A 13,830-nucleotide genomic window follows, 5' to 3' on the forward strand; every position below is an offset into this window, starting at 1 on the left:
TGTAAATAGCTTTTTTGTCATTTTGAATATTCTCCGATCCCAATTTCCCTCTTATTATACAAGAAATACCCTATAGAATAGACTTTTTTCATCTCATTGCTTGAGCAACTTCTTTAACTAATCGTCTTCCTCTTCCGTGTGGGATACAGAGTGGTGTTCCAAATAACGGATCTGTACTGATTTGACACTCCATTCGGAATACATCACGTACTAGCTTTTCGTCTACCACTTCTTCAGGCTTACCCTGTGCGTATATTTGTTTATCTTGAATTGCTACAATATTATCTGCATAACGGCATGCCAAATTCAAATCGTGCAATACCATAACAATCGTTCTTTGCTCTGTTTCATTTAATTCGAATAATAAATCTAATACTTCAATTTGGTGCGTCATATCTAAATATGTAGTCGGCTCATCAAGTAAAATAATATCTGTATCTTGTGCAAGCGTCATTGCAATCCAAGCACGTTGACGTTGTCCACCTGAAAGGGCATGAACATCACGCTCAGCAAATTCTGTCATACCCGTTGCTGCAAGTGCCTTTTGTACCATTTCCTCGTCTTTTTCTGACCATTGCTTCAGCCATGTTTGATATGGATAACGCCCTTGTTTTACAAGTTGCAATACTGTAAGGCCTTCTGGTGCTTGAGGTCCTTGTGGTAATATTGCCATTTGACGAGCAATTTGCTTCGTTTGCATACTTTGAATTGCTTGATTATCTAACAAAATGTCACCAGTTGTTGGCTTTAGCAATCTAGCTAGTGAACGTAATAAAGTTGATTTCCCACAACCGTTAGAACCGATAAAGATTGTAATTTCACCTTTTGGAATTTCTAAATTCAACTCATCAATAATAATTGTTTCACCATAAGACAACGTTAAGCGTTTCGTTTCCAATGCTTTTTGCATATTCATCTCCCTTTATGAATTCCGACTTTTATAAAGTAAATATATAAAATAAGGTGCACCAATTGCTGATGTAAATACCCCTGCTGGAATTTCAAGTGGCGCGAAAACTGTACGCCCAATTAAATCTGCAGCAAGTACTAGAATTGCACCGATAATCGCCGCAACTGGGAGCAATGCACCGTAGAAAGAGCCAACTAATCTTCGTGAAATATGAGGTGCCATTAAACCGACAAATCCAATTCCTCCTGCGAAAGCGACTGCTCCACCAATTAAAGCTGTACTAAGTAGTAACATGAATACGCGCGACTTCGTTAAAGGAACGCCGAGTCCTACTGCTATATCATCCCCTAGCTCTTGTGCATTTAAATGTCTAGCAGCGATAAATGATATGATCGTTAAAATGAGAACCCAAGGCGCAAGTACCATAACATTTTGCCATGAAGAACCATAAACAGTACCTGTAATCCATACATTCGCTTGACTCGCTTGATAAATTGGGGCTAACAACATAAATAAAGTCGTTGCCGCTTTCGTTAATGCCCAAAATCCAACACCAATTAAAACAAGACTAATTGGTGATAACCCGTCATTTCTCCATGCAAATAAATATACAAAAAACGCAACAATCGTCGCACCAGCAAAAGCTGCAAGCGGCATATAATGAATGCTTACCGTTAGCGCATTGTTTTTATCACTAAATATCGCTAAAAAGAGTACTACCGCTACGCTTGCACCACCTGTGATTCCAATGATATCCGGAGAAGCAAGTGGATTTCGAACGAGCCCTTGTAAAATACATCCTGCTACAGCCAGTGCGATTCCTACAAGAATAGCAATTAAAATACGTGGCATACGAAACTTATTTACAACCATATTTGACATCGCATCGCCATTTCCAGTAATTGCTTGCCATACATCATAAGGAGCAATTTTCATATCGCCCATCCCTGCACTGGCAAAAAATAATCCTATTAAAATAGCTAGTAAACTTAATAAGACTAGAATAGCTCGTTTATACATTAAAAACGAGAACCCATCTTTTCCTATACGAAACGGAATATACTTCTTCATTTGCTAAGCCCTCTCTTACGTGCAATATAAATAAAGAATGGGGCCCCGATAAATGCTGTCATAACCCCTACTGGTACTTCTTGTGGCATAATGACGTATCTTGCTGCTATATCAGCCAAGATTAGTAGTATTGCACCTAACAAGCCGCTATAGGGTACTCTCCATCTGTGATCAACTCCAACAAGCGATCTGGCAAAATGCGGAGTAACAATTCCAATAAATCCTATTGGGCCAGCAACCGCAACTGAACCACCCGACAACAGTACAATAATAAGTAGTACGAATGATTTCATTAAAATGGTTCGTTGTCCAAGTCCTTTCGCGACGTCTTCTCCCATCATCAATGTATTTACTTTCCCTGCCATCATAAGAGATGCAATCCAACCTATTAATAAATACGGGAATACAGATTGTAAAATTTCTAACTTTCTCCCTTGCACAGATCCAGCAAGCCAAAATAAAACTTCCTCAAGCGCTTTTTCATTTAATACAAGTAACCCTTGTGTTAATGATGAAAATAAAGCGCTTATCGCTACACCCGCTAACGTCAACTTGAGCGGGGTTGTCCCTTCTTTCCCTAAAGAACTAGAAGCGAATACTAGTACTGCTGCAACTGCCGTTCCTAAAAAGGCAATCCAAGTGAAAGCTGATAATGATGTGACGGAAAAAATCACAATTGCTACAACTATAAAGAATGCAGCACCTGAATTTAATCCAATAAAATCTGGAGAAGCAAGTGGATTCTTAGTTAAAGTTTGCATAAGGCAACCTGCAATAGCTAAACTAGCACCAACACTTGCTGCAATTAACGCCCTTGGTAGACGCACATTTTGAATAATAATATGTTCATTGGAACCGTTAAAATGGAAAAAAGCATCCAACGCTAATTTCCAACTTGTATTTGTATATCCGAAAATAATACTTCCCCAAATACAAATAACGACTGCAATGATTCCAACAAATAATCCAATCCATTTTGCTTGATTTGTTTTTAATAACATGCAGCGTTTCCCCTTCAATGTATATTGATACGTTGTTAGTGTATTTCAACTTAATTCTCATTGTCAACGATAATGAGAATTATTTTCATTGACAATCGAAAGATAAAGACTTAAAATCATGCTTGTTATTGAAAAACAGTCTCAGTATGTAGGGGGTACATAATGAATTTCACGAAAAAGAAATCGTTTACATTATTTGTATTTCTACTAGCATTTTCACTTCTTTTAAGTGCTTGTGGAAAAACAGATAGCAAAGAAGAAACAACAAAAGATAATAAAAAAGAAATGATTACTGTAGAACACGCAATGGGTAAAACAGAAGTTCCTGCTAATCCAAAGCGCATAGTTGTCTTAACAAATGAAGGAACGGAAGCTTTACTTGCCCTTGGTGTAACGCCAGTAGGCGCTGCTGAAGCACCTACTGGGAACCCATGGTATCCACATACGAAGGATAAACTAAAAGATGTAAAGACTGTCGGTACTGAGCTTCAAGTTAATGTGGAAACAATCGCTTCTTTAAAACCTGACTTAATCATCGGTAACAAACTTCGCCATGAAAAAGTATATGAGCAATTAAATAGTATTGCTCCTACTGTCTTTTCAGAAACACTGCGTGGTGAATGGAAAGATAATTTCAAACTTTATGCAAAAGCAGTAAATAAAGAAAAAGAAGGTCAAAAGGTTTTAGCTGATTACGAAAAACGTATAAAAGACTTAAAAGGCAAACTTGGAGATCAAGTAAATCAGGAAATCTCTATGGTCCGCTTCATGCCTGGTGATGTTCGTATTTATCATGGCGATACATTCTCTGGCGTTATTTTAAAAGAGCTTGGTTTCAAACGCCCTGGTGATCAAAATAAAAATGACTTTGCAGAACGTAATGTGTCTAAAGAGCGTATCCCTGCAATGGATGGAGATATCATCTTCTACTTCACATACGATAAAGGTAATGAGAAAAAAGGTTCTGAATTAGAGAAAGATTATATAAACGATCCTCTATTCAAAAATTTAAATGCTTCTAAAAACAATAAAGTATATAAAGTTGATGATGTAATTTGGAATACAGCTGGCGGTGTAATAGCTGCGAACTTAATGCTAGACGACATTGAAAAACGCTTTATTAAATAATAAAAAAACCAGCTCCCTCTTTTATGGAGCTGGTTTTTTCATTTCACTGAAGTGTCACATTATTTCATTTTGTATTTTTATTCCCAATATGTTATATTATAAAAGTAAATAAAATATTTTTTCTCTATATCAGAATAGATTTTTTAATCTAAATTTTCTGATTAATCACTATTTTATTTTCTTTTAGAATTCAATTATTACATTTGAAAACGCTTATTATCTCGTTTTCAGGGAAAAATACAGTAACGGTTGAAGAAAAATAGATTTTTTTAGAAATTTTCTTTCTATTTCCATATAATTCTATTGACTTCTAAATATTTTGTGAATTAAAATAATTACATAAATATCCGTTATACAGGATTAGGGGGAAACAAAAATGGATGCAGCTTTAAAATTAAAAAAAGCTGAAGAACAACAATCACCAAAAAAACATCCACCAGGATTATATTTGTTGTTCTTAACAGAAATGTGGGAAAGATTTAGTTATTATGGAATGCGTGGCCTTTTAGTTCTTTATTTAACAACTGCTGCCGTTAGTGGCGGATTAGGATTTGATAAGGCAGTCGCAGTGCAATTATATGGTACTTTTACAGCCGCAGTATATTTCATGCCAATTATAGGCGGATGGCTAACTGATCATTATATTACGAGACGTCATGCCATTACTCTCGGCGGAATTATTATGGCGATTGGTAACTTTGTACTATTCTCCATGAATACAAAAACAGGACTACTCCTTGGATTAGTACTATTAGTTATTGGTAATGGATTCTTCAAACCAAATATTTCTACACTGTTAGGTGAATTGTATGACGAAAATGATTCACGTCGTGACAGTGCATTTACTATCTTCTATATGGGTATTAACGTAGGTGCTTTCTTCGCTCCACTTATTTGTGGATTTTTAGCAGAAGATTTCTTTAAAACAAGCGTTGATGGCGTTATGGTTATGGGATATAAATACGGATTCTTAGCAGCTTGTATCGGTATGATTATTGGACAAATTGTTTTCAACTTATTAGCTCCTCGCTACCTTGGTACAGCAGGAACAACAGTTGTTGGTAAAAAAACAAAAAATCAACCTGCAATCGAAAAGAAACCTTTAACAAAACAAGAAAAAAATCGCACTTGGGCAATTGTAATTTTAACTTGTTTCGTAGTATTCTTCTGGGCAGGCTTTGAACAAGCTGGTAGTTCTTTAACACTTTATACAGATAAATTTGTTGATCGTACAATTTTTGGATGGGAAGTTCCAACATCTTGGTTCCAATCCGTTAATCCAGCATTCATCGTACTACTTGCACCATTCGTATCTATGCTATGGTTAAAACTTTCTAAATCAAAGCGTGGCGATTTAAAAATACCAACAAAAATGGCATTTGGTATGATTTTACTAGGTATAGGTTACCTTGTTTTAACATTAGCGGTTCTAAAAACTGGAAGTAATGAAGCTGATATAACTGTTAAAGCAAACTTATTATTCATCGTTATCACTTATATGTTCCATACAATTGGCGAACTATTCTTATCACCAATCGGTCTATCAATGGTAAGTGCAATTGCACCCGTTAAATTAGCATCATTACTAATGGGTGTATGGTTAGCTGGTTCAGGTATGGCTAACTGGTTAGCTGGTAAACTTGCTTCCTTTACACAATCATTAGGCTATCTTGAAGTATTTGCAAGTATCGGTATTATCGTTATCGTCCTAGGAGTTGTACTTCTTCTCTGCTCTAAAAAAGTTGCAAGTATGATGGAATAACACAAAAAAGACGCTTCTAAAATTAGAAGCGTCTTTTTTATTACCTCTCTTCTAAAGCCGTCACGTCCACGTGAACGCTCTCTCCTGGGTTGGATACGTCATACACTTGAGCGCTCCCCTTCTGCTCATCACAGCTCTCAATCCATACGGGGACTCCCTCATATGTAACATCAATTCTACTTGAAGAAGATAATATCTGTTTCACACGTTTTACATCCATTATATTATTCCTCCTTTAGCTTACAACACTCCTTTCTATCTTTTCTTTTCCCTTCAGAATATATTCCATCAACCAGCATGTTGATTAATAGTCTTTTTTTCCAAATAAAAAAGACGTATATTTCACACGTCCCTTTCCGTAATATTCAAATTTTAAGAAAATAATGTTTTTACTACTTCACTTACTTTATCATTATGAACTTGATAATACACTTCTAATCCTCTTCTTTCAAAGCGTACTACTTTATTTTGCTTTAATTTCGTTAAATGTTGTGAAACCGTTGATTGTGGAATTTCTAATACTTCCTGTAATTGTGTTACATTACAAGTTCCACGCTGCATTAGTTCCATTACTAAGCGTAGACGCAATGGATGCGCTAACGCTCTTAACATTTGTACATCTTCTTCTGAAATACGACATTCGAATTGATTTTGGCTCATAAAGTTCCCCTCATTTTCGTTTTATTTTCGTTTTTATTTTCTTTTTATTTATTTATATATCTGTTCTTATATTTCCTGTTACGACATAACTTTATCAACCTAGAAAGCTGAAAATTTTTTCCACTTTCATCAGCAAAGAGTTCAGGAAAAAATCCCTGCTGATTTTGAATATTATACTATATGATATAACGAAAAAGCAAAAGTAAGGGTTATGAATACTTTGCTTACAAACGTTGTTTTATCAGGCTTTTTGTTATATTTTCACCTCATTGAAACGTACAGTAACGATATTGTAAAATACCGTCTATAATTGATAACCTATCGTAACGTAGTGGAACCATATTTAATCTCTTTGTTACGCTAAAAGGAATTTTCAGTAAAAAGAGGTAATGTAATATTAAAAATTGGCTCATTGTTGTTTTAATTAATATTGCAATCACCTGAACTGTTATTTGAAACTTTAATCAGTAGGTGTCTTGTCCATCCCCCACTGATTATTATCCCACACTAATCGGGATTTTACGGGATAACTCCCCCTTACCTTTCCTTATTAATCAAATAATACAAATAAACATCCTTTATACTCGATACAAAGACGTCATCTAATATATTCCTGTAGAAACAATGACATATGAACAAATAAAGGAATATGCAAATAATTTATACCGCACACTCAAATAGATTGGAGTACGTTTTTTGTCTACTTTATGAACAAAATGTTACTTCAAACACTATTATGGAATAATTATACTTTTTTACGTTGACAATAGTGTTGAAGGAGAATATACTAAGCATGTAAGTCGATTGTGAATAGTTTCACAAATAATGTGAATTTCTTCACATACAAATAGATAGGAGTTGTCATTATTATGAGTACTTGGACACAAATTTATGACCCGTTAAACAATATTTGGTTATCTGCACTAATCGCAGCACTTCCAATTTTCTGCTTCATCATTTGTTTAATGGGACTCAAAATGAAAAGTTACATCGCTGGGCTTTATAGTGTGATTGTCGCTATTATTCTTGCTATATTTGTTTATAAAATGCCCGCAACAGTAGCTGTAGCATCTGCCGGATTCGGTGTTTTATCTGGATTTTATCCAATTTGTACTATCGTTATCGCAGCTATTTTCCTTTACAAATTAACTGTTAAAACAGAGCAATTCAACATAATTCGTGATAGTATTTCAAGCATTACAAATGATCAACGTTTACAGGTATTATTAATCGCTTATTCTTTCGGTGCTTTCTTAGAAGGCGCAGCTGGGCTAGGGGTTCCAGTTGCTATTACAGCTGCACTACTTGTAGGTATGGGCTTTAATCCATTAAAAGCAGCAGGTATTTGTTTAGTAGCTAACATCGCTGGTGGTGCTATGGGTGCTATGGGTATTCCAGTTACAGTGCCAGCACAATTAACTCAATTAGATCCATTAACTATCGGTCGTCAAACTGTTATTATTTTACCTTTCATTAGCATTATTTTACCTTTCTTACTTGTTTCAATGGTCGATGGAATTAAAGGTATTAAAGAAACTTGGCAAGGTATTCTTGTAAGTGGTGTTTCTTTCGCCATTACTCAATTCCTTGTAACTTACTTCTTAGGTGCAGAACTTACTAATATTTTCGCAGCCGTTGTAAGTATGGTATCACTTGCATTATTCTTACGTGTTTGGCAGCCAAAATCTTCTACTAAAGAAGAAAAACAAGAAGCAAAAGAATCTCATACATTCAATCAAATTTTATATGCTTGGTCTCCATTCGTATTCTTAACTGCATTCGTAACAATCTTTAATTTAAAACCGATTAAAGCTTTATTTGCTCCGGATGGTCCATTAGCAAACTTAGTATTTAACATTCAATTCCCTGGTCTTCATAATGTGGTTATGAAAACTACACCAATTACAAAAGCAGATACACCTTTCGCAGCGATTTTCAAATTCGATGTATTCTCTTCTACAACTACTGCGATCGTACTAGCAATTATCGTTTCACTTATCGTTTACCGCGTAAAAGGTAAAATGGTTAAAGAATTAATGTTTGAAACAATAAAAGAACTAAAAGCTCCAGTATATACAATTTGTAGCGTTATCGCTTTAGCTTACGTAGAGAACTACTCTGGTATGTCATCTACACTTGGACTTGCATTCTCTTCTACTGGTAATGCATTCCCAGTTCTTTCTCCAATCTTAGGATGGATTGGCGTATTCATTACAGGATCAGTAGTATCAAGTGGTTCATTATTCGCACCACTTCAAGCAGTAACTGCAGATCAATTAAACATCGTTCCTTCTACACTCGTTGCATTAAACGTAGTAGGTGGTACAATGGCGAAAATGGTTTCACCACAATCTGTAGCGGTTGCTTGCGCAGCAGTTGGACTAGTTGGTCAAGAATCTGCCTTATTTAAAACAGCCATGAAATACAGTTTAATCTTCTTAGCTGTTATTAGCTTACTTCAATTAAACGCTGTATTTAATATCTTCTAAAAAAAAGCACCGATCCAAATGGATCGGTGCTTTTTTCATTACATTTTTTTATTCTTTAATAAAGAAGCTCCAGCAATTTCAGGATGCGTCATTTCGTATGGATCCAAAATAATATCAAGCTCTTCTGCTGTAAGTACACCATGTTCTAAACATAGCTCCCTAACAGATTTTCCTGTCGCAATTGCTTCACGTGCAATGCGAGATGCTGCTTCATAACCGATATGAGGATTCACCGCTGTAATAACTCCAACACTTTTCTCAACATATTGTTTCAGTAACTCTTCATTCGCTGTAATACCCTTAATACAATATTCACGGAATACACGGAATCCGTTGTTCATAATACTTATAGATTGAATTAAATTAAATACGAGTACTGGCTCCATTACATTTAACTCTAATTGCCCAGCTTCTGACGCTAAGCAAATTGTATGGTCATTTCCAATTACTTGGAAAGCAACTTGGTTAATTACTTCTGCCATAACTGGATTTACTTTCCCCGGCATAATAGATGAACCTGGTTGACGAGCTGGTAATTGAATTTCCGCCAATCCAACACGTGGACCAGATGCCATAATACGAAGGTCATTTGCAATTTTAGACATATTCATCATACATACTTTTAGTGATGCAGATACTTCTGTATATGCATCTGTATTTTGCGTCGCATCAACTAAATGCTCTGCACCAACAAGAGGGAAACCACTAAAAGTTCGTAAATGCTTCACAACTTGTTCTATATAAGTAGGGTTGGCATTTAATCCCGTACCAACAGCTGTCGCACCCATATTAACTTCGTATAAATGTTGACGAGACTGTTTAATTCTTTTTATATCACGCTCTAGCACCCTGCTATATGCTTCAAATTCTTGTCCAAGGCGAATTGGAACTGCATCTTGCAAATGTGTACGCCCCATTTTAATAACGTGATCAAACTCTTTTGCTTTATCATAAAAAGCAGCATGGAGTTCTTCCATTGTAACAAGAAGTTCTTCTAGCATCATAAGAGTTGCAATATGAATCCCAGTTGGGAACGCATCATTTGTTGATTGCGCCATGTTCACATGAGTGTTTGGGCTAATTTTCGCATATTCACCTTTTTCGTACCCCATACGTTCTAACGCTCTATTAGCAATTACTTCATTAGTATTCATATTAATTGAAGTCCCTGCCCCGCCCTGAATTGGGTCTACGATAAATTGATCATGGAACTTCCCATCTACAATCTCTTGTGCAGCTTCTGCAATTTCTTGGCCGATATCTTTAGCTAAGTAACCTGTATCTATATTCGCAAGCGCTGCCGCTTTTTTTACAATTGCCATTGCCGTAATGAGTGACGGATGAATGCGATATCCTGTAATCGGAAAGTTTTCTACGGCACGTAATGTTTGTACACCATAATAAGCTACACTCGGTACTTCCTTTTCACCTAAAAAATCTTTTTCTATACGTATATCCTTCGTTGCTATCATTTTACATCACCTATACTTTTCATTCTAAATCCTTATCTAAAGAATTCGCCCTATAAACTACGAGTATCATTAAAAAGAATTCTTCAGTATCCACCTTCACTATATAGCACCTCTTTTGAAAGCGCAAACATTTATTTTTCTATATATCCTTTTTATTAAAGTTTATATAATAGAAAAGCCATTCATTCTTCTACTTTTTTTATTTCAACTCGCTTAATTTGATGCATATCCTTTTCAAGAACTTTAAAAGAAAAGCCGTGTTTCTTAATAATATCCCCCTCAGCAACAATTTGCTTTTGTACCATAATCCAGCCACCGATTGTATCAACATCATTAGCGACCAAATGTACGCCAAATAAATCATTTACTTCGCTAATAAGCACTTTCCCCTCTACAATTTTACACACTTCACTTATATGTTCTATAGGTGGATGCTCATCTTCATCGTATTCATCTCGGATTTCTCCAACAATTTCTTCTAAAATATCTTCTAACGTAACAATCCCTGCTGTACCACCATATTCATCATATAGTACAGCTAATGGAATGTGCCTTCTTTGCATTTGCAATAATAAATCATGGATTGCGATATTTTCTAACACTTCAATAACTGGACGTGTATATGGTGTAATCGAACACTCTTCATCTCGATTACCATCCATATAATGAATAAATAAATCTTTTACATTAACCATCCCAATAATTTCATCTTTATCTTCACCAAATACTGGATATCTCGTATATTTTTCTTGTGCGATTACTTTAATATGTGTCTCAAACAGCTCATCTTCATATAAACCAACCACTTCAGTACGAGGTACCATAATTTCCTTTGCTACCCTGTTATCGAATTCAAAGATGTTATTTACATATTTAAATTCAGTTTGATTAATCTCGCCACTCTCATAACTCTCAGACAAGATTAACCTTAGTTCCTCCTCAGAATGCGCAACTTCATGTTCAGAAGCCGGATGGAAGCCAAATAAGCCTGTCACAAATCGTGCAGAGCCATTTAAAACCCAAATAAATGGATACATAACTCGGTAAAAATAAATAAGGGGCTTTGATAATAATAAGCTAACTTGCTCTGCTTTTTGGATTGCAAAAGTCTTTGGAGCAAGTTCACCAATTACAACATGTAAAAACGTAATAACTGCAAAGGCAATAATAAATGAAACTGTACTTACAATTGCAGGAGATAAATCCAATTTTAAAAACAGTGGTTCGAGTAAATGTTTAATCGTCGGTTCTCCTAACCACCCGAGCCCTAAAGCAGTAATCGTAATTCCTAACTGACATGCCGATAAATACTCATCTAAATTTGAAGTTACTTTTTTAGCTGCCAATGCGCCTCGTCTTTTTTCACTAACGAGTTGATCGATACGACTGCTACGCACCTTTATAATTGCAAACTCTACAGCTACAAAAAAACCTGTTAGCGCAATAAGAACAGCTACCATCAATAATTTTAAAATATCCACATATGTCCTTTAGCTTTTCTTAGCTAAAGTTACACCTCCTTTAAAAAAGAAGTTTCACTTTAGTTTCTTCATTTACTTGAAAGCAACCCTATATAAAATTCACCAATTTTCAGTCCTCATACAATTCTAATGGCAAACCGTCAGGATCTTGGAAAAAAACGAATTTTTTCCCCGTTATTTCATCAATACGTATCGATTCCGTCTCAACATCACATCGGTTTAAATGTTTAACAGCTTCTTCTATATCAGTAACGGCAAAAGCTAAGTGTCTAAGCCCAGCAGCTTCTGGAAAGCTTGCGCGGTCAGGCGGACTCGGAAATGAAAATAATTCAATTTGATACTCTTCTCCTACGCATAAATCTAGCTTATAAGAATTTCTTTCCTCCCTATATACTTCATTTATCGCTTTAAAGCCTAATATTCTAGTATAAAAATACTTTGATACTTCATAATTTGAGCAAATAATTGCAACGTGATGTACTCTACATATATTCATGATTCCTCTATTCCTCTCTTTACCAAACATGCATATTCTCCTTTTAAATGAAAAACATATATATCAGAATATCTCTTTTAGGGGGCTTATTATGAAATTTATCACTTTTTTCGTTGGACTTATCGTTGTTTTTTTCCTTGCCTACATTGCTAGTAACAATAAAAAACATATTAAATTCAAACCAATTTTTATCATGCTTATTATACAGTTAATTTTAACCTATTTATTATTAAATACAGCAATTGGTCTCATACTTATTACGATAATTTCCAACTTGTTTACAAGGCTACTTGAGTATGCTGCCAGTGGTATAAACTTTGTATTTGGGGGCCTTGCAAATAAAGGAGAAATGCCATTTTTCCTTAACGTATTATTACCGATTGTCTTTATCTCCGTCTTAATTGGTATATTACAACATTTCAAAATACTGCCATTCTTCATTCGTTGGATTGGTTTCTTTCTTAGTAAAATAAACGGTCTTGGGAAATTAGAATCTTACAATGCCATCGCTTCCGCTATTGTCGGCCAATCAGAAGTTTTTATTACGGTGAAAAAACAATTAGCCCAAATTCCCAAACATCGACTTTATACACTTTGCGCCTCTGCTATGTCAACAGTATCCATGTCAATTGTCGGTGCCTATATGACGATGATTGAACCAAAATATGTAGTAACCGCCCTCGTTCTCAATTTATTTAGCGGCTTTATTATCGTCCTCATCATTAACCCTTACGACGTTAAAGATGATGAAGATATTTTGGAAATAAAAGGTGAAAAGCAAAGTTTCTTTGAAATGCTTGGAGAATACATTCTTGATGGTTTTCGCGTAGCCATTGTCGTTGGCGCTATGCTCATCGGATTCGTTGCATTAATGAGTTGCATTAATGACCTATTCCTCATTATATTCGGCATTACTTTCCAGCAATTAATCGGCTATGTATTTGCTCCTGTTGCATTTCTGATTGGTGTACCAAGTTCTGAAATTGTCACAGCTGGTAGCATTATGGCAACGAAGCTTGTAACAAATGAGTTTGTAGCCATGATAGACCTTAGTAAAATTTCCAACAGCCTTTCTCCCCGCACAGTTGGTATAATTTCCGTCTTCCTCGTTTCTTTTGCAAATTTCTCTTCCATTGGAATAATTTCCGGTGCGGTAAAAGGATTAAACGAAGAACAAGGAAACGTTGTTGCACGATTTGGTTTAAAATTACTATACGGAGCTACTCTCGTTAGTATTTTATCTGCGATTATCGTAAGCATTATGCTGTAATAAGGTAAAATTTTATCATTTTCTTATCCCTATCTTTTGTATACAATAACGAATAGATGTCTTATAAATAATCGAGACGTCTATTTTTTA

The 13,830-nt window shown here is 35.3% G+C and carries 12 protein-coding genes; 4 read left to right on the forward strand and 8 right to left on the reverse strand.

Features of this window, described 5'->3' with window-relative positions; all coding sequences use genetic code 11:
* Nucleotides 1-88: 88 nt before the first annotated feature.
* From MR065_RS19190 to MR065_RS19200, 3 genes are read right to left on the reverse strand one after another with little or no spacing between them, the layout of a single operon-like run.
* Entirely contained in the window at nt 89-910 is an 822-nt protein-coding gene (locus MR065_RS19190; protein ID WP_098989093.1) for an ABC transporter ATP-binding protein, read from the reverse strand.
* Nucleotides 911-922: 12 nt separating this feature from the next.
* Nucleotides 923-1,981 carry a FecCD family ABC transporter permease gene (locus MR065_RS19195; protein WP_002116107.1) on the reverse strand — a complete coding sequence of 353 codons (1,059 nt, stop codon included), beginning with the start codon at nt 1,979-1,981 and terminating at the stop codon, nt 923-925.
* The gene (locus MR065_RS19200; protein WP_070127902.1) at nt 1,978-2,982 is read right to left on the reverse strand and encodes a FecCD family ABC transporter permease; all 1,005 of its coding nucleotides are present in this window, start codon (nt 2,980-2,982) and stop codon (nt 1,978-1,980) included. Before MR065_RS19200 ends, MR065_RS19195 begins: the two co-directional genes overlap by 4 nt.
* Nucleotides 2,983-3,144: 162 nt before the next feature.
* Between MR065_RS19200 and MR065_RS19205 the strand changes: the two genes are divergently transcribed.
* Nucleotides 3,145-4,110 (forward strand): ABC transporter substrate-binding protein, encoded by a 966-nt coding sequence (locus tag MR065_RS19205; RefSeq protein WP_242214762.1) that lies wholly within the window; start codon nt 3,145-3,147, stop codon nt 4,108-4,110.
* Between the two features lie 376 nt (nt 4,111-4,486).
* On the forward strand, nt 4,487-5,872 hold the full coding sequence (locus tag MR065_RS19210; protein WP_098989090.1) for a peptide MFS transporter: 1,386 nt from the start codon (nt 4,487-4,489) through the stop codon (nt 5,870-5,872).
* Nucleotides 5,873-5,912: 40 nt separating this feature from the next.
* Here the strand turns inward: MR065_RS19210 and MR065_RS19215 are convergent, their stop codons facing one another.
* Both MR065_RS19215 and MR065_RS19220 read right to left on the reverse strand, forming a co-directional pair.
* Nucleotides 5,913-6,092: an acid-soluble spore protein H gene (locus MR065_RS19215; protein WP_002169177.1), complete on the reverse strand. Its 180-nt coding sequence runs from the start codon at nt 6,090-6,092 to the stop codon at nt 5,913-5,915.
* Between the two features lie 152 nt (nt 6,093-6,244).
* The gene (locus MR065_RS19220) at nt 6,245-6,532 is read right to left on the reverse strand and encodes an ArsR/SmtB family transcription factor (protein ID WP_098269248.1); all 288 of its coding nucleotides are present in this window, start codon (nt 6,530-6,532) and stop codon (nt 6,245-6,247) included.
* Between the two features lie 869 nt (nt 6,533-7,401).
* Here MR065_RS19220 and MR065_RS19225 point away from each other — a divergent pair.
* Entirely contained in the window at nt 7,402-9,021 is a 1,620-nt protein-coding gene (locus MR065_RS19225; RefSeq protein WP_098989088.1) for an L-lactate permease, read from the forward strand.
* 38 nt (nt 9,022-9,059) lie between these two features.
* Here the strand turns inward: MR065_RS19225 and aspA are convergent, their stop codons facing one another.
* The 3 genes from aspA to gloA2 all read right to left on the reverse strand — a co-directional run bounded on the left by aspA (nt 9,060) and on the right by gloA2 (nt 12,470).
* On the reverse strand, nt 9,060-10,493 hold the full coding sequence (aspA, locus tag MR065_RS19230; RefSeq protein ID WP_098989087.1) for an aspartate ammonia-lyase: 1,434 nt from the start codon (nt 10,491-10,493) through the stop codon (nt 9,060-9,062).
* Between the two features lie 182 nt (nt 10,494-10,675).
* Nucleotides 10,676-11,974, reverse strand: coding sequence for a hemolysin family protein (locus MR065_RS19235; RefSeq protein ID WP_242214763.1), 1,299 nt, complete (start codon nt 11,972-11,974; stop codon nt 10,676-10,678).
* A 109-nt stretch (nt 11,975-12,083) separates the two neighbouring features.
* Nucleotides 12,084-12,470 carry an SMU1112c/YaeR family gloxylase I-like metalloprotein gene (gene gloA2 / locus MR065_RS19240; RefSeq protein WP_242214799.1) on the reverse strand — a complete coding sequence of 129 codons (387 nt, stop codon included), beginning with the start codon at nt 12,468-12,470 and terminating at the stop codon, nt 12,084-12,086.
* A gap of 91 nt (nt 12,471-12,561) precedes the next feature.
* Here gloA2 and MR065_RS19245 point away from each other — a divergent pair, with 91 nt between their 5' ends.
* On the forward strand, nt 12,562-13,740 hold the full coding sequence (locus tag MR065_RS19245; RefSeq protein ID WP_097903154.1) for a NupC/NupG family nucleoside CNT transporter: 1,179 nt from the start codon (nt 12,562-12,564) through the stop codon (nt 13,738-13,740).
* Nucleotides 13,741-13,830 lie beyond the last annotated feature (90 nt).

Origin of the sequence: Bacillus cereus group sp. BfR-BA-01383 (assembly GCF_022663495.1) — a bacterium.
In the GTDB taxonomy this organism is placed as follows: Bacteria; Bacillota; Bacilli; order Bacillales; family Bacillaceae_G; genus Bacillus_A; species Bacillus_A cereus_AU.